Here is a 19570-nt window from a genome sequence, read left to right on the forward strand (position 1 = left end):
CTGGATTGTATATTATAATGGATATTACCATTTAATGATATCATTGCCGAAAGTAAATAGCATTAATGCGATTAGGATAAAGAATCCAATCATTTGAGCTGTTTCCAAAAACTTATCGCTCAAAGGTTTTCCTTGAATCATTTCTACCAATAAGAACACCACGTGACCGCCATCCAACGCTGGAATTGGCAATAGATTCATAAAGGCTAATGCCATAGAAAGCATACCTACTAGGTTCCAAAAACGTGTCCAATCCACTTCATCACCAAACATTTTTGCAATACCTACTGGTCCAGAAAGTGCTTTATCCGCTCTTACTTCTCCTTTGAAGATCTTTCCAAAACCTTTGATATTATCTGTGATTACTGAAAATGCTTTTGAAACACCCAATGGTAATGACTCAGAGAAAGAATACTCGCGCATAACAACAGGTAAGTTCGAGAAACCTAATTTGCTAGACGTATCAGCAGCAGCTATCAATTGTAGTGAATCCGTTCCTCTAATAATATCCAATTTGATTTCTTTTCCTTTATTTTTAGCAACCTCATTTTGAAATTCATCCAGACGTTCTACCGTCACACCATTAATGGCTATGATACTATCCCCTTTCTTAAGCCCCATTTTCTCAGCACGCGTATCTTCCGCAACCGTGTCAACAGGCAACATTTTGAAAATCGGTGTTACAAACTCATTTTTCTTATGATCAGCTACATCATTCAACATCGTTGAAGGCAAGGTAATATCTACAGTTTGACCTTGGCGTTCTACTTTCAATACCGCATCTCCCATTAACACTTCAGAAGTCATTAAATCCTTCATAAATAAATTGGCAGGATTACCGTTCACAGAAAGAATTTTATCTCCTTCTTTTAATCCAATCTTTTCACCAATAATACCAGGTTTAACACCCCAAAGTTTGGTATTATCAAAGTCTGAATCGCCATATTTGAACACCAACATCCAGAATACTAAAATACCTACAATCACGTTCACGATAATACCACCCAACATCACTATAAGACGCTGCCAAGCTGGTTTCGAACGAAATTCCCAAGGTTTCGGTTCTTCTTTTAATTGCTCCGTATCCATCGATTCGTCCACCATACCCGCGATTTTAACATAACCGCCCAATGGCAACCAACCAATACCGTATTCGCAATCTTTATATTTGAATTTGAATAATTTTACGCCCCAAGCATCAAAAAATAAATAAAACTTCTCGACCTTAATCCCGAAAGCTCTCGCGGCTAAGAAGTGTCCTAATTCATGTAATATAATCAAAATAGATAAAGCCAGAATAACCTGACCTACCATTACCAATGTTCCCATTTAACTCTTTCTAATTTATTGTTTTAATTTGTTGATTAAATCTCGTGCCACTATCCTACTTTCCATGTCATATGCAATATAATCATCCAAACTTAAGTTGTTTGTATTTTTTATATGACATAATGTCTCCTCTAGAATGTTGGACATTCCCAAAAATGACACTTTATCTTCTAGAAATGCTGCAACAGCTGTTTCATTAGCAGCATTCAGCACACAGCAACGGTTTCCTCCTTCCGCTAATGCATCAAAGGCCAACTGAAGATTTCTAAATGTATTTAAATCTGGCTTTTCAAAAGTGAGATTTCCATAATCCATGAAATCAAAACGTTTGAACGTATTTTTATAGCGTTGCGGGTAAGTCAAAGCATATTGAATAGGCAGTTTCATATCTGGCAGTCCCATCTGGGCTTTCATTGACCCATCTTCAAACTGTACTATAGAATGTACAATAGATTGTGGATGCACAATCACATCAATTTGATTTATATCCAAGTCAAACAACCATTTAGCCTCTATCACTTCAAGTCCCTTATTCATTAAAGAAGCCGAATCAATTGTGATTTTGGCACCCATAGACCAATTTGGATGTTTTAAAGCTTGTGCTTTTCTAACATTCGCTAATTGTTCTCTTGACCAACCTCTAAACGGGCCTCCTGATGCTGTAAGATAAATCTTTTCAATAGGGCTAGGCTCACCTACTAAACATTGGAAAATAGCCGAATGCTCTGAATCTATAGGCAACATCTTAACATTGTGTTGCTTCACTAGCCTCATAATGAGTTCACCACTCACCACCAATGTTTCTTTATTAGCTAACGCAATATCTTTTCCACAAGTAATGGCCTTCACTGTAGGACGCAAACCCGCGGAACCTACAATAGCATTTAAAACCACATCAATCTCTTCAAGCTGTACAGCTTCAACCAATGCCTCTTCTCCAGATAGCACTTTGATCGAGGTATGCGCTAGCGCATCTTTTACTTTTTTATAAGCGACTTCCGAAACGATAATAACAATTTTAGGATTAAATTCCAAAGCTTGTTGAATCAATGTATCTGCATTATTGCTTGCTGTAAGTACAGATATTTCAAATTTATCAGGGAATTCTCTCGCAACATCTAAAGCCTGCGTACCAATACTTCCTGTCGAACCTAATATGGCAATATTCTTTTTCTCCAAAACTTCCCCTTATTCTTTTATATTATATTTTTCAATAATTCAGGATCGTAACTTCCTTTATATTCTTTTATCATGCCTACATACGCCACCGCCAACACTAAACTCACTGATGGGATAATAACGAATGTATTGACAGCACTCATTATTTTCGCAAAAATACTATAGTCCATATATTCGAAAACCATCTGTCCAAGATATGTAGATGCTAATAAAGCCATCAAGATAAGTAAATTGGTGGTATTTCCTCGCGTAAAAGCTATACTTAATTTGATTGAACGGACAAAACTGAAATTATTTTCTAAAATAAAAAACGGGAAAAATGAAATACGAATAAGCACAAACATCATGATTATCCCTGTCAATAAAGGATTTATCTCGTAAGAGATCGTATCCATATCGATTCCCATATACAACAAAGGCATACATACAATAGAGCACAACAAGTACACCACTCCAGTGATAAAGGAATAACTTAGCAACCCTAAAATAAAATGGATAAACTGCTTAGTCGAAGGAATGTAATTTCTCAATGCAGTCTTCTCGATATTATTAGCTAAGAGGATAGCTCTTTTTATTAAAACAAGTTGAAGACCAAAAAACAATGTCACAAACACCAACAATAATACGAACCTAATGCCACTACCTGTCAAATCGCTCAGATAGAGTGCCAAATAAGTAGATAAATTGTTAGTGACAAACAACAAAAAACACAACCCCGCAACAGATATATAGTGTTTCTTCAAAATATTCAACGCGCGAAAAAACACATCATTAGCACGAAAAGTACTTTCTTTTAAAAATTCTAACATGTTGATTAATAATACTGCAAAGATGATATATTTTTTGCATTACATCAACGAAAATATTTTAGATTGTAGAGTTTATTATCCACAATTCTATTAATTGCCAACATTATTATTGAAGAAAACAGAAAGGCTTCGTAATCACGAAGCCTTTCTGGTATAAACCTTAGTTAAACTCTTTTGGAACAGGACGTTCTAATAAATTTTGATAATAGAAACGAACGCGTTCTTTAAAGTCGTACTTTAATTTTGAACGGTTCCATCCATGTCTACTTCCTGGATAAATCATCAATTCGAAATGCTTGTCTCGATCTGTCAACGCGTCTACCAATTGAATAGTATTTTGCATGTGCACATTATCATCCATATCGCCATGTAAAATACGCAAGCCTCCTTTGTATTTATCTACATAAGTAAGTATGGAACCATTTTTATAACCATCAGGGTTATCTTGTGGCGTATCCATCCAACGTTCTGTATAATGGGTATCATACAAATCCCAGCTTGTCACGGGAGCACCAGCAATTCCATAATCGAAATAATCAGAACCTTTGGTCAATGCCAAACAAGTCATATAACCACCATAACTATGTCCTGTGATCAACAATTTATCTTTTTTAACCCAAGACTTAGCTTTTAACCATTTCGCTACAGTAATGTAATCTACTAATTCCCAATTACCCAAATTACGATGCATCCACGCGACACCTTGTTTTCCAAAATGACCTGAAGCTCGATGGTCACATTCAATTTGAATTATCCCTTCATTCGCCCAGTGCTGCGACATGCCTCCATAAGCACCTGATGAGGTATTTTTCCATGTATTTCTTACCGTCCCTGCATCTGGCCCACCATAAATACTCATAATTACAGGGTAAGATTTACTTTCATCAAAATCTACAGGATAAGTAATAATAACAGGCAGATCAAATTTTCCATCATCCGATTTAATAGTAAAATAGTCTGTTTTACCTATTTTATATTTCTCAAAATCAGCAGACTTAGCATCAGCCAATTCTTTCAACACTTTACCTTTGTTATCTACTAAAGAAACTTTTGAAGGTGTGCTTACATTAGAATAGGTCGTTATAAAGTAATTACCATTCGGCGAGACAGAAACTTGGTGGGTATAATCACCAAATGTCAATCTTTTCAAATTCTTACCAGAATAATCTACACGGTATAAATCCGAGGTAGCCGAATTTTCCTTGCGCGCAGTGAAATAAACTACTTTAGATTTTTCATCTACCAATTGCAGTTTTGTCACTTGCCACTCGCCAGAAGTTAAAGGGTTCACTAACTTTCCATCCAACGTGTACAAGTAATAATGCGCCCAACCTGTCTTGTCAGATTTCAGAATGTAATGTTTATTATCTGCTAAGTATGTAATTCGCTCATCGTGATCTAGATTAATCCAGGAAGGCTGTTCTTCGTTGTAAATCTCCTTTTTTGCACCAGACAAAGGATTGACATTGTAAAATTTCAAATTAGTCTGGTCGCGATTCATCCATTGCACCATGATAGTTTTGCTATCATAACTCCAATACGGCTCTCCAAAATATTGGTCATCCTTCTCATTGAAATCAGCCCAAACAATATTCTTATCTTCTACTTTCACAAAACCCACCTTCACTTCCGGATTACTCTGTCCTGCTTTTGGATAGCGCGTTTGCTCTAAATAACCATTTTGTCCTTTAGAACCATAAATTGGAAACATTGGAACTTTCGTGTCGTCAAAACGCATAAAAGCAATTTGCTTGCTGTCCGGAGACCACCAAAAAGCTCTATAATTGGTTGGTCGTCCTAAGATTTCTTCATAATATACCCATGAAGACCAACCGTTGTATATAACATCCGTACCGTCCGTAGTGTATTGTGTCTCCTTCTCATTCTCTACTGCCACACTGAATAAATTACTCTGACGCGTGAAAGCCACATATTTTCCATCAGGAGACAAGGTTGGATTTTGCTCTGGTACCTCTGGAGAATTTGTCAGTTTCTTCTCTTGACCATTCACAAATTGAATGTAAAGATCATTATCACGAGAAAAAACTTTGGTACTTTTAATCTCGGTGGGAACATAAATTTCTCTATATCCAGTCTTCACATGTACTTTGTAAGTACGATTTTCTTCTCTATTGTATTCTAAAAAATGGTCATTATCAGCCCATCCTGAATAACCATTAATTGGCTTAGTAACAGTATTTACTCTACCCCAAGCTTCATCAAAGCTTAATCTCTGCTGAGCAATTGACTGCGATCCGATAAACAACAGTCCAATTACTGCTAAATTAGTCCAACGTTTTGTCATATAATATCATCTATAGTAGGTACGAAAATAAAGGTTAAGAGTATAATTGGCACACAATTATTGTAACAACTTTAAAATCAAAAAAGCCACTTCATGAAGTGGCTCGAATATCTTGATTAGGTTTTTGTATTAGAAAGAAAAATTATCTTTTGCTACAAACTCACCGCTATTTTCATAAGCAGAATCCTCTTGACTTGGTTCGTATCTTTTTTCTACGACTTCTTGGTTTGATTTGATGTATTCCACCACTTCTGTCAATCCCTCTGCGAACTTTTCAAAATCTTCTTTGTATAAGAAAATTTTATGTTTGATAAACTGACCATCTTCAAAACGCTTTTTGCTCTCTGTAATAGTCACATAATAATCATTCGATCGTGTTGCTTTTACATCAAAAAAATAAGTACGTTTTCCAGCTCTCACCTTTTTTGAAAATACTTCTTCACGTTCTTTGTTTTCAAAATCTCCCATTAGTCTAGTAAGTATTTAAGTTTAAATCCTATATTTTAATGTCATAAATATATAATATATCTTATGAAAGAACCAAATTTTTTGCAAAAAATAATTATTTTTTATTAATAAAGATTTGAAATCATTTTTTAGAATGTATTTTTACCGATGAAATCAGATACTTTACCGATGAAGCTACCATAAATACCTAATTCTAGTACGTTCAATGACATTAGGTGTTTACTTTTGAGCTATAAAATAAAGAGTAATGGAAAAGTCAACGCATACAAATCAAAACCCGCAAATGCCACCGAGCAATAATAAGTCTTCTACTACTGTAGGTGCTATTATAATACTTTTCGGTGTATTCTTGCTTCTAAATAACTTGGATTTAGGATTCTTATTTCCTGATTGGTTATTTAGCTTTCCAATGATTTTGATTATAATCGGCCTTGTCATCGGTATTAATTCAAAATTTGAGAAAAAATCAGCACTGGTATTACTGACTATTGGTGGTATATTTTTACTTCGCAAGATTTTTCATGATTTCAATCCATTTCAAGTGCTTTTTCCAGCTATTGCCATTGTGATTGGTATATATATAATCAATAGAAATAGAAAAGTACCTACTATCCCTACTCCACCAGAAAATACCAATCCTCCGCACCCAACAGACGAATTTGACTGGGATCGCAGAGTCGTGGATTTGACAGATGGCACAGAAGAAAACAATAGAAATTCGTCGCATGCAAATGCTGGGTATACTGGAACGCAAGAGCAGTTCCAGTATGCTGAAAATTATTTGAAAATCGATGCTATCTTTGGTAACTCGAAAAAAATCATTTTGTCTAAAAACTTTTTAGGTGGTACTATCACAAATATATTTGGCTCATCGGTGATCAATCTTTTACAAGCGGACATTACTCAGCCTGTAGTCATTGATTCATTTCAATTATTTGGTAGCATAAAAATCATTGTACCTCCTCATTGGGTGGTGACTCCTTCTGTTTCTTCTATATTCGGAGATGTAGATGATCGCCGCATAATGATTAATCATCCATACGATGATTCGAAGAAATTATACTTGACCGGAACATCTTTATTTGGTACCGTAACAATAAAAAATAGCTAAGGAAAATGTTTTCGCTCTTCAAAATAAACTCTAAAACAGCTTTAGTCCATTTCAGTGTATGGATTATTTTTGTTTTATACTTTGCCGTTTCTTATTTTCTATTGTGGTGGGAATTTAAACCAATAAAGGTATCGTATATAGAACCACTTATCAGTGCAATAGCAATGGCTTTGTGTTGTTATTTGATATTTAGTTCGATGAAATTCTATAACCCAAGCAAAAAGCAGTACCTCAAAATTATCGGGTTCTGCTTTGCATTGACCATTATGAGCTTGGTAATTTCTATCTTTTGTATCTACCAGTTCTTTGATAGCCCATCTTTAGTCCATTACTATCACAAATTACCCTACAAGTTTATTATCAATTTTTTGGTCTTGTCTTGTATCATGATTATCAATATTTTTTGGAATGTGCAAGAAGAAGCTTTAGAAAACGATAGAAGAAAATTAGAATCCGAGCGCTTGGTACGTGATGCAGAATTATACAACCTTAGACAACAACTTCAACCCCACTTTCTCTTCAATAGCTTAAATTCCATTATAGCGCTGATAGGTGTAAAACCTGATTTGGCTAAGAAAATGACATTCCAACTCTCTGACTTTTTAAGAGGGACGATGCGTAAGGATGATAAACAATTGATTCCGCTGGCGGATGAAATCAAACATTTAGAATTGTATTTAGAGATTGAAAAAGTTAGATTTGGTCATCGTTTAAAGACGCACTTTGAATACGATAACGAACTTTTGCACGCAAAAGTTCCGTGTATGATTATCCAACCGCTTATGGAAAACGCTATAAAACACGGGTTATACAATATTATTGGCGACGTGGATATCAATACGCACATCAGCATGGAACACAATATGCTGACGATTGAAATTACAAATCCATACGATACAGATCAGTTCTATAACAAAAAAGGTACAGGATTTGGGCTTTCAAGTATTCAGCGAAGATTGTTTTTAATTTATAGCCGTACAGATTTATTACAGATCCGAAAAACAGAAAATCAATTCACAGCAATCATAAAAATACCTCAACATGATTAAAGCAATAATTATAGACGATGAGCCTTTGGCTCGGATGATTATACATGAATATCTTCAAAAGGAAAATGATTTTGAAATCGTAGCCGAATGCGGTGACGGTTTTCAAGGTGCCAAAGCGATTCAACAGTTTAAACCAGATATCGTCTTTTTGGATATACAAATGCCAAAATTGACAGGTTTCGAAATGTTGGAAATTTTAGACGAATTGCCTCATATTATTTTCACTACAGCTTTTGAAGAATATGCGTTGAAGGCATTTGAGAAGAATGCTGTGGATTATTTGCTTAAACCCATATCGGAAGATCGTTTCGAACAAGCCATAGCGAAATTTAAATCACTGCATGCTACGAAACAAAAACAACAAGGTGTAAAAGCTTTAAAAGAGGATTTGGATGAAGAAACATTAGAGCGAATCGTGGTGAAAAATGGTACACAAATCAAGTTGATTCCCGTACAACAAATCATCTTTTTAGAAGCTTATGATGATTATGTAAAGATTCACACAAAAGATGGTATGTTCTTGAAAAACAAAACAATGTCTTCTTTCGAAAAACAACTTGATCCAAAACAATTTGTACGCGTACACCGTTCTTTTATCATCAAAGTAGATCAGTTGGCTAAGATAGAACCGATGGAAAAAGAAAGCTACAAAGGTATTTTAATCAGTGGTGACAAAGTAAATATCAGTAAATCAGGATATGCAAGATTAAAACAAACAATTGGCTTATAGCCGATTGTTTGTTAATTTTGCAGCATGAAACGAAAAGCACTACTATTAGTCTGCAACCTTATACTATTAAGTTCATTTGTCTTTGCTCAATCTCCTGTCGAGCGCAGAAATAGAACGGTATATAACCGAATAGAATATTTCATCAATTCCAAACAACCAGACTCTGTATACACTTTAGCTTCGGATGACTTCAAAAGACAAGTTGACCAGCAAGGTTTTGTTAGTATGATTAGAGATCTGGCCAACTACGGAAAGATTTCGAATACAGAACCAGCGTCTTTTTCCAATAACATTGCTGGATATAATTTTATGCTTGGAGCTATAAAAAGTTCCTTGTATTTAGGTGTAGATTCCAATTATAAATTCAATTATTTCCTTTTGCAGCAAGGTCATATTCCGACCAAACGTATGGAAGCTGTAGCATCAAACGTAAATAAACAAAATGCATTGGATCATTACATAGATTCTGTAGCGAATGCGTATTTGGCAAATCCTAACACCAAATCATTAGCGATTGGCGTTATTAATAAAGGAAAAATAAATACATTTTTCTACGGTCAGACTGATGCAGCAGTCAAAGCCTCCCTGCCTGACGGAAATACGCTGTATGAAATTGGTTCTGTAACAAAAGTATTTACGGCTACCCTACTTGCTGATTTAGTGGAACAAGGAACGATCGCATTAGATGATAGCATCGTTAAGTTTTTGCCCGATTCATTAGCGCAGAACCCATTTCTTCAAAAAATAACGTTCAAGCATTTAGCGAATCATACTTCTGGATTGCCTAGATTACCTGATAATTTAGAAAAAGCAGCAAAATTCAACCCTAAAAATCCATATGCAACCTATAGCCGTAAAGATTTATTTCACTATTTGAAAAATGTAAGCAGTGAAAATGAACCAGGTGACAATTTTGAATACAGCAATTTAGGATATGGTTTATTAGGTGAGCTAATTTCGATTATTACGAATAAAACCTACGTACAGAATATTAAAGAAATAATTTCGGATTCTTTAAAACTTCCAAATACGGTAGATAAAGCCAATTTGAAAACACAGAAAATCGTAAAAGTATATAACGAGCAAGGTCAGGAAACCCCAATTTGGGAATGGCAAGCTTTCGCAGGTACAGGTGCGCTGAAATCATCCGTGCATGATTTATTACGTTTTGCGCAGTACCAATTCAAATTACCAGAGACTACTTTGGAAAATGCAATGGCGTTAACTCGTCAATTCACTTTTTATCTTCCGCCAAATACAGATATCGGTTTAGCATGGCATATGAATATGGTCGATGATGTCATCCAATATTGGCACAATGGCGGCACAGGAGGCAGTTCATCATTCATTGGTTTGGTGCCCGACAAAAAATCAGCTATCGTTGTTCTTTCCAATTCTGCTATTTCCGTAGATGAAATTAGCGGAATGATTTTGAGCAAAATTGCCAGCTCTAAATAATTGACAATTGATAAGTCTGTATGCCAATAAAAAGGCAGAAATGATTATATTTGAGAAAATATTATAACTAATAACAACGTGAAAAAACGCATTGCTATTTTTGCTTCGGGGTCAGGATCAAACGCTCAAAAAATCATGGAGCATTTTAAATATTCTGATGAAGCCGAAGTATCATTAGTACTAAGTAACAACCCTGATGCTTACGTACTACAAAGGGCTGATAATTTTGAAATACCTTCACACGTTTTTGATAGAAACGAATTCTATCAAACCGATAATATCGTAGATATATTAAAACGTTTGGATATTGACCTAATCGTATTGGCAGGGTTCTTATGGTTGGTTCCAGAGAACTTGTTAAAAGCTTATCCAAATAAAATCATCAACATCCACCCTGCCCTGTTACCAAAACACGGCGGTAAAGGCATGTATGGTGATCGCGTACACAAAGCTGTCTTGGCTGCTGGTGACGAAGAACACGGTATTACCATTCACTTTGTGAATGAAAACTTCGACGAAGGCGAAGTAATTTACCAAGGTCGTTTCAAAGTAGAAAAAGAGGACACCTTAGAAACCATCAAATTCAAAGGACAACAATTAGAGCACCTACACTACCCAAAAGTCGTAGAGAACTTATTAAAGAAATATCATTAAGAAATCGCACCTAAACGGTGCGATTTTTATGTTTATTAACTTCTATAGTCTCGCTCAAGCCGCGAGGGGCTCATTCTTTTTTCCCTCAAAAAAGAATGCAAAACCGAAAGCTGAAAGCCGAGCTCAGCGAAGCTAAAACTCGTCGCTAGAATCTTTCGCAACAATGTCTCTTCCTTCTTGCTATTTCGCCTAATGAACTGTCCAAGTTGCAATAAGAATGAGAGAAGGGGACTAACATTTCGAAGAGTCTTTATTGACTAATGACGGACTAAAATCTTGCTCCTTCTCTCTTCTGGATCTTTTTAAACTGAACAAAATTATATTCTGTTTAATATTATCCAAATATATTCCTACAAACTTACGATGACGCACAATATGTCTAGTTATAAAAAATTGAACTTATTTAATTCAGCAAATAAATAGCCTTTATTCCTATGAAATCCACACATAAATTTTTACCTTTGCTGCTCCAAATAAAAAACAATGAATCATCCTGTTAAGATTAAAAACGCATTAGTTTCTGTCTACTACAAAGACAATCTAGCCCCACTTATTCAACTATTAAACAAGTACGGAGTTACTTTCTACTCTACAGGCGGTACGGAAGCTTTTATCCGTGACTTAGGTATTGGTGTAGAGCGAGTTGAAGATTTGACTGGCTACCCATCTATCTTAGGTGGTCGTGTAAAAACATTACACCCAAATGTATTTGGTGGTATCCTTTCTCGCCGTCCTTTGGCAGAAGACAAAAAACAAATCGACGAATATAACATTCCAGAAATCGACTTAGTAATCGTGGATTTATATCCATTCGAAGAAACTGTTGCTTCTGGTGCTTCAGAGCAGGACATTATTGAGAAAATAGACATCGGTGGTATCTCTTTGATTCGTGCAGCAGCTAAAAACTTCAACGATGTAGTGATTATTTCTTCGAAAAATGATTATACAGAATTAGAAGAAATTTTAGCAGCGCAAGAAGGAGCTACTACATTAGAGCAACGTAAGTCATTCGCGAAACGTGCTTTCAATACATCTTCACACTACGATACAGCTATTTTCAATTACTTCAACCAAGAAGAACCAATCGAAGTATTCAAACAATCAGAGCAAAAAGCACAAGTATTGCGTTACGGTGAAAACCCACACCAAAAAGGTGTTTTCTTCGGTGATTTGGACGCAATGTTTGACAAATTGAATGGTAAAGAATTATCATACAACAACTTGGTAGACGTAGATGCGGCTGTAGCTATTATCGACGAATTCCAAGAGCCTACTTTTGCTATCTTAAAACATACAAACGCTTGTGGTGTCGCTTCACGCGAAACTGTAAAACAAGCTTGGATCGACGCTTTAGCATGTGACCCAGTTTCTGCTTTCGGTGGTGTATTGATTACAAACCGTGAAGTAGATAGAGAAACTGCTGCTGAAATCAACAAATTATTCTTCGAGGTATTAATCGCACCTTCCTATTCTGAAGAAGCTATCGCTATCTTGACAGAAAAGAAAAACAGAATCATCTTACGTCGTAAAGAAGTGAAATTGCCAACTGAGCAGTTCAAAACTTTATTGAACGGTGTAATCTTACAAGATAAAGACAACACAGTAGAAGGTCCTGAACAAATGACTACCGTAACGAAAGTTGCGCCTACTGCTGCACAATTAGAAGACTTGTACTTCGCTAACAAAATCGTTAAACATACGAAATCTAATACAATCGTATTTGCGAAAAACGGTACATTAATCGCTTCAGGTGTGGGTCAAACTTCACGTGTAGATGCATTGAAACAAGCTATCGAAAAAGCAAAAGCTTTTGGTTTTGACTTAGTAGGTTCTTCTATGGCATCAGATGCGTTCTTCCCTTTCCCTGACTGTGTAGAAATCGCTGGTGATAATGGAATCGCTGCAGTATTGCAACCAGGTGGTTCAATCAAAGACAAATTATCTATCGAAATGGCTGACGAAAAAGGTCTTGCAATGGTTACGACAGGCGTGCGTCACTTCAAACACTAAGCTAAGTTTTATTAGGATACAGAAAAGCTCAATCGTAAGATTGGGCTTTTTTTGTTTTATGGAATAGCGAGATATTTTGTATATTGGATTTATAAAAACCAGATGTTGCGTATTCTCTAACATCAAATCCTAAAAACAAAGATGTTCGAAATCTTCAAAAAGCATATAAACAAATTCGCGCAAGTCTCTGACAGTGAGTTTGAAGAAATTAAAAATTATTTTTATACTAAAGATGTTTCTAAAAAAGAAATTCTATTAAAGGAAGGACAGATCTGTAAACATCATTATTTTGTTTTGACTGGCTTGCTAAGAAAGTTTTACATAAATGAGAAAGGTACGGAACAAACAACGGAATTTGCTATAGAAACCTGGTGGATAACTGATAACTTTGCATACGAAAAACATGTTTCTACTGAATTTTATATTCAAGCAGTAGAAAAGTCAACTGTACTTTACATCACTCAAGAAAAACAAGAAGAGCTGTTGAGCAAATATCCAGTAATGGAACGATATTTCCGGTTTATTTACCAACGAGCTTTTGCAGCGGCTCAAAAACGAATTAAATTTCTGTTTTCTTTTTCAAAAGAAGAATTTTATTTACAAGCCGTAAGAAATCATCCTGAATTTGTGCAACGTGTTCCTCAATACTTAATTGCTTCTTATTTAGGATTTACTCCCGAATATCTAAGCGAAATACGCAAGAAGCTTCTTTCTTAAACTAGTTTAAGTTTTTTCATTTACTTATTCTCCAATTTTGTACTAACATATTAAAAGAATAACACAATGCAAAAACGATTTAACATTAAAGAAGTTGCACCAAGTGCACTAAAAGCTATGGTTGGTTTGGAAATTTACCTTGCAAAGGCTTCTATATCCAATACAATCAAAGAGCTAATTAAAATTCGAGCTTCACAACTTAACGGTTGTGCCTATTGTATCAATATTCACACTCAAGACGCCATTAAAAATGGAGAAACTAATCAGCGTATTTTTCTTTTAAGTGCCTGGAGAGAAGCGGAGAATATCTTTACAGAAGAAGAAAAAGCAGTATTGGCAATAACTGAAGAGATTACATTAATTCATCAAAACGGATTATCGGATAAAACCTATTCAAAGGCTATACAGTTTTTTAGTGAATCTCAAATTGCAGATATTATAACAGCTGTAATTACTATCAATCTTTGGAATAGGGTTGTGCTAAGCACACACCTACAAATAGGACAAAGTCTTGTATAAAGATTAATAAAGAATACCCAGGTGTCATCGCCTGTGTATTCTTTTTAAAATGGATAATTCTAATACTTTTACATTTTAGATTTACACACTAGATAAGTTTTCAGTTCTAAAAGTCACAAAAATAAACTAGTATGTGAGTTATATTAGAGTTTAAAATAATGGAACTTTATTAATTACTTTTCCCCAAGATTTGGTAAAAAGAACAGTAACTTAAAAAGTTAGTGCACTTCTTTAAGCACTATTCCTACACCGTCACCCCAAAACTTTGTTGCACTGCCGCAGCCAATTCCTCTACAGGAATGGAGGGCTCAGGTCCGTCCGTTGTTGTCCATACCCGAGTAGTCGGATCAAAAAGTAATTTGTATTGAACTAAGGTATTTTCGGTAACGGTGAAGTTATGTGTCATTGGATCGTACTGCACTTCAAATAATACTTCTTTTCCATTAATTTCTTTGGTAAATTCTCTTCTTAAATTATGATTCATGTGGTGATAAAAATTTTTTAATACATTACTAATGTCAAATATTTTAAACGGAAAAGATTGCAAAATTGTTTTACTCTATAAAAAATATTTATGCCGAGAACTATCCAAATAACCGCACCATCCCACACCTCAGAAAGAATAATAGGAAAAATAGCTTCCGAAAAAGGTATTTTAAGTATCCGCCTACAAAGAGGTATATCCCTTACTCCAGCAGGTGATGTTATATCTGTGGATGTCTTGAGCAACGAAATCCGAAATATAATGGTCGTACTAGAAGATGAGGGTATACTCAATAATCCGCAGTACTCATTGTCTACATCCACGTCATCGAGTATGCTCAGCAACACACATTCTGAGGCGATTACCACCGACGGTAGCCAAACTATTTGGGAAGAAACCTTGACCACGATAAATGAACAAAGTCAGATGACATACAACAATTTGTTGACCATGGTGCTGTCGGGAATGATTGCTGTATTGGGATTAGCGACCAATGCCATTCATGTCGTCATCGGTGCTTCCCTACTCGCCCCCGGTTTTGGTGCCGTTGTTCGCATTTCATTAGGCTTAGTAAACAAACATACCACTTGGAAACAAGGGCTTAAAGATGTATTTGCAGGTTATGCCGCTTTGCTAATAGGAGCTACAATTACCGCTATCGGTCTAAAGATTACAGGCACGAATGTGTTAATTGGTTCATCATCATATCTTCCGCAAGATAAATTGGTAGATTACTTCACGACTATCACCGCCGAAAGTGTATTGGTTTCTGTATTAGCTGCCATTATTGGTACTATTCTTATCCTTACCAACCGAACTTTACTTACTGCCGGGGTCATGGTACTCTTGGCTTTGATCACTTCCGCAAGTATCGCAACGATGGCATTTGTACAAGGCAATTATGCAATGGGACTTCAAGCTATCGGCAGGTGGTTCTTAGAATTTTTTATCATTGCTGGTATCTCTGCTATGGTTTTTCTTATTAAAAAACACACCGTGATGAACCGAAATATGAAGATTTAGCAAATAGGTATTGTCAAACCATCTATTATCGTATGCAAGAAGTGTAAAATTCTTTTGTTATTTTAGGTTCAGACAATAATAAATTCCATTATAAACTTTTTATACCCATGCTTAGGCTATCTGTAATCCTTATGTTTATCATATATACTTTTACTTCGTTGAAAGCACAACAAAATCCAGTCAAATATGGCATAGTAGGATTAACGCACTCCCATGTGCATTGGATATTGGGAAATTTAAAAACCGAAGCTTATGAAGTGGTAGGAATAGTAGAACCCAATAAAGCCTTAGCCGAAAGATTTGCAAAGCAATATAAGTTTCCGATGGAATTGGTTTATTCGTCCATGGATGAATTATTTGTCCAAAATCAACCGCAGGCTGTATTGGCTTTTGGAACGGTGTACGAACATTTGGAAGTGGTCGAAAAATGTGCTCCCAAAGGAATTCATGTCATGGTGGAAAAGCCCTTAGCGGTAAGTTTGGCTCATGCAAAGAAAATGGAACAACGGGCCAAAAAGCATAATATTCATTTGCTAACCAACTACGAAACTACCTGGTATCCGACCATGCAAAAGACGTATGATTTATTGCAAAGCAATGCTATTGGAGAGATTAGAAAAGTCATCATCCGTGACGGACACAAAGGTCCTGCGCGAATAAATTTAGACCCTGAATTTTTCGATTGGCTTACCGATCCTGTACAAAATGGTGGTGGTGCAATTACGGATTTTGGCTGTTATGGTGCTAATCTAATGACTTGGTTTATGCAAGGTAAAAAGCCGATTTCGGTCACCGCTGTAACCCAACAATTGCAAAAAGAAAACAACCCGAAGGTTGATGACGATGCGACTATAGTCTTATCTTACAATAATTGCAATGCAGTACTTCAACCCTCTTGGAACTGGACTATAGGTCGCAAAGATGTAGAAGTATACGGATATGACGGGGTCATCTACGCAGATAATGGTCATCACTTACGCATTAGGATGTCCAAAGGCTATGATGGATTCAAAGAAGAAAAAATGGAATTAAAAACATTCGAAAAGCCTTATCATAATCCGTTCTATTACTTCGCAGCAATAATCAAAAACGAAGTCAAATTACAACCTTACTACCTTTCATCATTAGAGAATAATATGGTCGTCATGGAAATATTAGATGCTGCAATTCGAAGTGCTAGGTCTGGGAAAACAGTAAAACTTGAATAACGTCAAATCTAGTTAATAATATATGTTAAAGCCCTCATCCCGGGCAGGCAGTGACTTTTTCCCGCAAAAAGTCACCAAAAAAAGCTCGTCGTTGTACCGAGTTGCCACAATGCCTCGACATTCCTGCAATTGGCAACTCACTAAGGCGACATTATTCGCTTAACAAAAGTTGTTACATATATTTGACTATCAACCTTATAGTTGTATTTAAGTTTTTATCGTATCCTCCACTCTCGTTGAATAGCAATTATTATTCCCTTTCGAATTGCTCAAATTCATACCCTTTTATCAAGTTATAGAGCATAAAGTTATAAGGTGTTGGGATTTGTAATTGCTGACCAAGCTCAATGATTTCGCCAGCAAATATTTCGACTTCGGATGCTCTAAGCTGTTCGCGGTCTTGTACCATCGAGGTTTTAGCTTTAGGATCAATTTTGCGCATGGTAGTAATCATCGCATCTATATCCGATTGTGCCAAAGCAATACCTTGGGCATTGGCAATAGCTATGACCTCCTCACCTACAGCTTGCACCAAATTTAGGATATACGGATTATCTTGCAAAGCTTCATACCCAGCGTTGATAATATAGGTCAACTGATTTCCTACCACATTAATCAAAAACTTACGCCACAAAGCTAAAATCATATCTTCAGGAATTTCGTGGTCAATATCCATGGTCTCAAAGAATGTGCTTAAAGCCAAAATCCTACTCGATTTTGTTTCATTATTCGCTTCTCCAAAAACGACTTTACCGCGATGACCATAGGTTACATGATTGCCAGACTTGACAGCATCCATATACACAATACTGTAAATAGCAGGATTATTTGGCAATTGAGTATTCAAGATTTTGGTCGTACCAATACCATTCAACAAGGATAAAATAACCGTATTTTCCTGTACGAAATCACGAATTCCATCAATAGCTTCTGCCAAATCCAAAGACTTCACACCCAAAATCAATAAATCGACATCGTGATCTTTAGGAGGAACAGTGACATAATCAAAATCATACTTTTTACCATTCACATACACACCATTTTTAGAATATTTAGCTTTACGGGTTTCATCTACGATGACATGCACGGATTCGGGATTCACATCATAAATCATGGATGCATATTTTGCTCCAATAGCACCCAATCCAAATACGTAGACGTGTTTGATATTTTTGGACATGGCAGATATAATGCTTATTTATTCTTACTGAAAAGTATAAAAGCAAGAGTCGCTACTCCTGTTAAAAATGGATAATATAAATAGGATATTAATTCGATTGGCGAAACGGTAGGTGGCTGCGTAGTACCTGCCAATACAATTGAAGATGCAGCTAAAGCTGCTAATATTTGAGCCCCATAAGGCAATATACCTTGGACAAAACAAGATACCGTATCCAAAATACTAGCAACACGTTTTGGCGCTAAACCAAATTTATCCGATATTTCTTTGGCCAAAGGACCTACGATAACAATTGTAATCGTGTTATTTGCCAGCGCGAAATTGACCAAAGCCGTCAACGAAGCAATGCCTAATTCTGCACCTCTTTTGGTTTTAATCTTCTTTAAGACCGAATTAAGCAAAAAATCAATACCGCCATTATAACGGATGATTCCTACCACCCCACCAATAATCAAACAAAGCAAACTTAATTCAAACATACCTGCAAACCCTGTATTGATACTTTTGATAGAGTCTAATAAACTAATGGAATTTGTCAGAAGGCCAATAATCAGCGTTGCCACAATACCAATTCCCAAGGTCCAAATTACCTGAACACCAACCAATGCCAAAACAAAAACCAAAATATAAGGGACAACTTTTAATAACTCGTATTCCTTCACTTCCAAATCTTTTACATTTTCTGCAAAAGAAGCACCTTGAAAATAATAAATAATAAATACAAGAATGGCTACAGGTAATACAATCCTAAAATTAGCCTTGAATTTTTCATGCATAGCTACATTTTGAGTCCTTGTTGCAGCTATAGTCGTATCGGAAATAAAGGAAAGGTTATCGCCAAACATAGCTCCTCCCACCACCGCAGCGAGCGCTATGGCGGAAATACCGGAGATATACGTTTCGAAACCTACTGCTAAAGGTGCTAAAGCAACAATAGTTCCTACCGACGTTCCCAATGAAACGGATATAAAGCAGGAAATTAAGAAGATTCCAGCTATAATAAACTGAGGAGATACGTAAGTCATGGCTAAATTCACGGTCGAAGAGAGTGAACCAATGGACTTAGATAATTCGCTAAATGCTCCAGCTAATAAGAAAATCAAGATCATGATGAGAATATTCTCATCGCCTGAACCTTTAGCAAAGCTTTTTAATTTCTCTTCAAAGCTTTTCTTTGGGTATTGAAAGAAAGCAACGAAAAGTGAAATAATAAATACCACCAAAACAGGCAGTGCATAAAAATCACCTATATAAAGAGAGCCAGAAAAATAAATAATGATAAAAATGATTAACGGCAATAATGCCCAAAAGTTACCTGCTCTATTTTCCTGGCTCAT

The 19570-nt window shown here is 35.9% G+C and carries 18 protein-coding genes; 10 read left to right on the plus strand and 8 right to left on the minus strand.

Translation table 11 applies throughout. The annotated features are described in order from the left end of the window. Positions 1 to 24: 24 nt before the first annotated feature. From rseP to G5B32_RS12075, 5 genes are all read right to left on the minus strand, one after another. Entirely contained in the window at positions 25 to 1329 is a 1305-nt protein-coding gene (gene rseP, locus G5B32_RS12055; RefSeq protein WP_165291782.1) for an RIP metalloprotease RseP, read from the minus strand. Positions 1330 to 1344: 15 nt separating this feature from the next. Continuing rightward, complete coding sequence (locus G5B32_RS12060; protein WP_165291783.1) at positions 1345 to 2508, minus strand: 1-deoxy-D-xylulose-5-phosphate reductoisomerase; 1164 nt, start codon at positions 2506 to 2508, stop codon at positions 1345 to 1347. A gap of 17 nt (positions 2509 to 2525) precedes the next feature. Further along, positions 2526 to 3317 (minus strand): hypothetical protein, encoded by a 792-nt coding sequence (locus tag G5B32_RS12065; protein WP_165291784.1) that lies wholly within the window; start codon positions 3315 to 3317, stop codon positions 2526 to 2528. Positions 3318 to 3477: 160 nt separating this feature from the next. Beyond that, complete coding sequence (locus G5B32_RS12070; protein WP_165291785.1) at positions 3478 to 5622, minus strand: S9 family peptidase; 2145 nt, start codon at positions 5620 to 5622, stop codon at positions 3478 to 3480. Positions 5623 to 5751: 129 nt separating this feature from the next. Next, on the minus strand, positions 5752 to 6090 hold the full coding sequence (locus G5B32_RS12075; RefSeq protein WP_165291786.1) for a DUF3276 family protein: 339 nt from the start codon (positions 6088 to 6090) through the stop codon (positions 5752 to 5754). A 247-nt stretch (positions 6091 to 6337) separates the two neighbouring features. Here G5B32_RS12075 and G5B32_RS12080 point away from each other — a divergent pair, with 247 nt between their 5' ends. The 8 genes from G5B32_RS12080 (at position 6338) to G5B32_RS12115 (ending at position 14338) form a co-directional block, all read left to right on the plus strand. Next, positions 6338 to 7201 (plus strand): LiaF transmembrane domain-containing protein, encoded by an 864-nt coding sequence (locus tag G5B32_RS12080; protein ID WP_165291787.1) that lies wholly within the window; start codon positions 6338 to 6340, stop codon positions 7199 to 7201. Between the two features lie 386 nt (positions 7202 to 7587). After that, on the plus strand, positions 7588 to 8250 hold the full coding sequence (locus tag G5B32_RS17365) for a sensor histidine kinase (RefSeq protein ID WP_223815419.1): 663 nt from the start codon (positions 7588 to 7590) through the stop codon (positions 8248 to 8250). Beyond that, on the plus strand, positions 8243 to 8980 hold the full coding sequence (locus tag G5B32_RS12090) for a LytR/AlgR family response regulator transcription factor (protein ID WP_165291789.1): 738 nt from the start codon (positions 8243 to 8245) through the stop codon (positions 8978 to 8980). Before G5B32_RS17365 ends, G5B32_RS12090 begins: the two co-directional genes overlap by 8 nt. 24 nt (positions 8981 to 9004) lie before the next feature. Then, positions 9005 to 10438, plus strand: coding sequence for a serine hydrolase domain-containing protein (locus tag G5B32_RS12095; RefSeq protein WP_165291790.1), 1434 nt, complete (start codon positions 9005 to 9007; stop codon positions 10436 to 10438). Positions 10439 to 10516: 78 nt separating this feature from the next. After that, positions 10517 to 11092, plus strand: coding sequence for a phosphoribosylglycinamide formyltransferase (purN, locus tag G5B32_RS12100; protein ID WP_165291791.1), 576 nt, complete (start codon positions 10517 to 10519; stop codon positions 11090 to 11092). 483 nt (positions 11093 to 11575) lie between these two features. Then, the gene (gene purH / locus G5B32_RS12105) at positions 11576 to 13102 is read left to right on the plus strand and encodes a bifunctional phosphoribosylaminoimidazolecarboxamide formyltransferase/IMP cyclohydrolase (RefSeq protein WP_165291792.1); all 1527 of its coding nucleotides are present in this window, start codon (positions 11576 to 11578) and stop codon (positions 13100 to 13102) included. Positions 13103 to 13243: 141 nt separating this feature from the next. Then, positions 13244 to 13819: a Crp/Fnr family transcriptional regulator gene (locus tag G5B32_RS12110; protein ID WP_165291793.1), complete on the plus strand. Its 576-nt coding sequence runs from the start codon at positions 13244 to 13246 to the stop codon at positions 13817 to 13819. A 66-nt stretch (positions 13820 to 13885) separates the two neighbouring features. Beyond that, positions 13886 to 14338, plus strand: a complete 453-nt coding sequence (locus G5B32_RS12115) for a carboxymuconolactone decarboxylase family protein (RefSeq protein WP_165291794.1) — start codon at positions 13886 to 13888, stop codon at positions 14336 to 14338. A 244-nt stretch (positions 14339 to 14582) separates the two neighbouring features. Here G5B32_RS12115 and G5B32_RS12120 read toward each other — a convergent pair whose 3' ends face one another. Next, positions 14583 to 14822 carry a hypothetical protein gene (locus tag G5B32_RS12120; RefSeq protein ID WP_165291795.1) on the minus strand — a complete coding sequence of 80 codons (240 nt, stop codon included), beginning with the start codon at positions 14820 to 14822 and terminating at the stop codon, positions 14583 to 14585. Between the two features lie 90 nt (positions 14823 to 14912). Here G5B32_RS12120 and G5B32_RS12125 point away from each other — a divergent pair, with 90 nt between their 5' ends. Continuing rightward, positions 14913 to 15845, plus strand: coding sequence for a DUF389 domain-containing protein (locus G5B32_RS12125; RefSeq protein WP_165291796.1), 933 nt, complete (start codon positions 14913 to 14915; stop codon positions 15843 to 15845). 131 nt (positions 15846 to 15976) lie between these two features. After that, positions 15977 to 17053 (plus strand): Gfo/Idh/MocA family protein, encoded by a 1077-nt coding sequence (locus G5B32_RS12130; RefSeq protein ID WP_206366888.1) that lies wholly within the window; start codon positions 15977 to 15979, stop codon positions 17051 to 17053. 250 nt (positions 17054 to 17303) lie between these two features. Here the strand turns inward: G5B32_RS12130 and G5B32_RS12135 are convergent, their stop codons facing one another. Next, on the minus strand, positions 17304 to 18233 hold the full coding sequence (locus G5B32_RS12135) for a ketopantoate reductase family protein (RefSeq protein ID WP_165291798.1): 930 nt from the start codon (positions 18231 to 18233) through the stop codon (positions 17304 to 17306). Positions 18234 to 18247: 14 nt separating this feature from the next. Next, a complete protein-coding gene (locus tag G5B32_RS12140; RefSeq protein WP_165291799.1) occupies positions 18248 to 19570 on the minus strand; it encodes a Na+/H+ antiporter NhaC family protein in 1323 nt (440 codons plus the stop codon).

This window comes from Sphingobacterium sp. SGL-16, assembly GCF_011043515.1.
GTDB classification, from domain to species: domain Bacteria; phylum Bacteroidota; class Bacteroidia; order Sphingobacteriales; family Sphingobacteriaceae; genus Sphingobacterium; species Sphingobacterium litopenaei.

Coding starts and splice junctions, on each gene's coding strand:
- G5B32_RS12130 (WP_206366888.1), top strand. CDS start 15,977: ATGTTTATCATATATACTTTTACTTCGTTGAAAGCACAACAAAATCCA.
- G5B32_RS12095 (WP_165291790.1), top strand. CDS start 9,005: ATGAAACGAAAAGCACTACTATTAGTCTGCAACCTTATACTATTAAGT.
- G5B32_RS12080 (WP_165291787.1), top strand. CDS start 6,338: ATGGAAAAGTCAACGCATACAAATCAAAACCCGCAAATGCCACCGAGC.
- G5B32_RS12120 (WP_165291795.1), bottom strand. CDS start 14,822: ATGAATCATAATTTAAGAAGAGAATTTACCAAAGAAATTAATGGAAAA.
- G5B32_RS12075 (WP_165291786.1), bottom strand. CDS start 6,090: ATGGGAGATTTTGAAAACAAAGAACGTGAAGAAGTATTTTCAAAAAAG.
- G5B32_RS12135 (WP_165291798.1), bottom strand. CDS start 18,233: ATGTCCAAAAATATCAAACACGTCTACGTATTTGGATTGGGTGCTATT.
- G5B32_RS12070 (WP_165291785.1), bottom strand. CDS start 5,622: ATGACAAAACGTTGGACTAATTTAGCAGTAATTGGACTGTTGTTTATC.
- G5B32_RS12125 (WP_165291796.1), top strand. CDS start 14,913: ATGCCGAGAACTATCCAAATAACCGCACCATCCCACACCTCAGAAAGA.
- G5B32_RS17365 (WP_223815419.1), top strand. CDS start 7,588: ATGATTATCAATATTTTTTGGAATGTGCAAGAAGAAGCTTTAGAAAAC.
- G5B32_RS12140 (WP_165291799.1), bottom strand. CDS start 19,570: ATGAGCCAGGAAAATAGAGCAGGTAACTTTTGGGCATTATTGCCGTTA.
- G5B32_RS12065 (WP_165291784.1), bottom strand. CDS start 3,317: ATGTTAGAATTTTTAAAAGAAAGTACTTTTCGTGCTAATGATGTGTTT.
- G5B32_RS12110 (WP_165291793.1), top strand. CDS start 13,244: ATGTTCGAAATCTTCAAAAAGCATATAAACAAATTCGCGCAAGTCTCT.
- G5B32_RS12090 (WP_165291789.1), top strand. CDS start 8,243: ATGATTAAAGCAATAATTATAGACGATGAGCCTTTGGCTCGGATGATT.
- G5B32_RS12115 (WP_165291794.1), top strand. CDS start 13,886: ATGCAAAAACGATTTAACATTAAAGAAGTTGCACCAAGTGCACTAAAA.
- purH (WP_165291792.1), top strand. CDS start 11,576: ATGAATCATCCTGTTAAGATTAAAAACGCATTAGTTTCTGTCTACTAC.
- rseP (WP_165291782.1), bottom strand. CDS start 1,329: ATGGGAACATTGGTAATGGTAGGTCAGGTTATTCTGGCTTTATCTATT.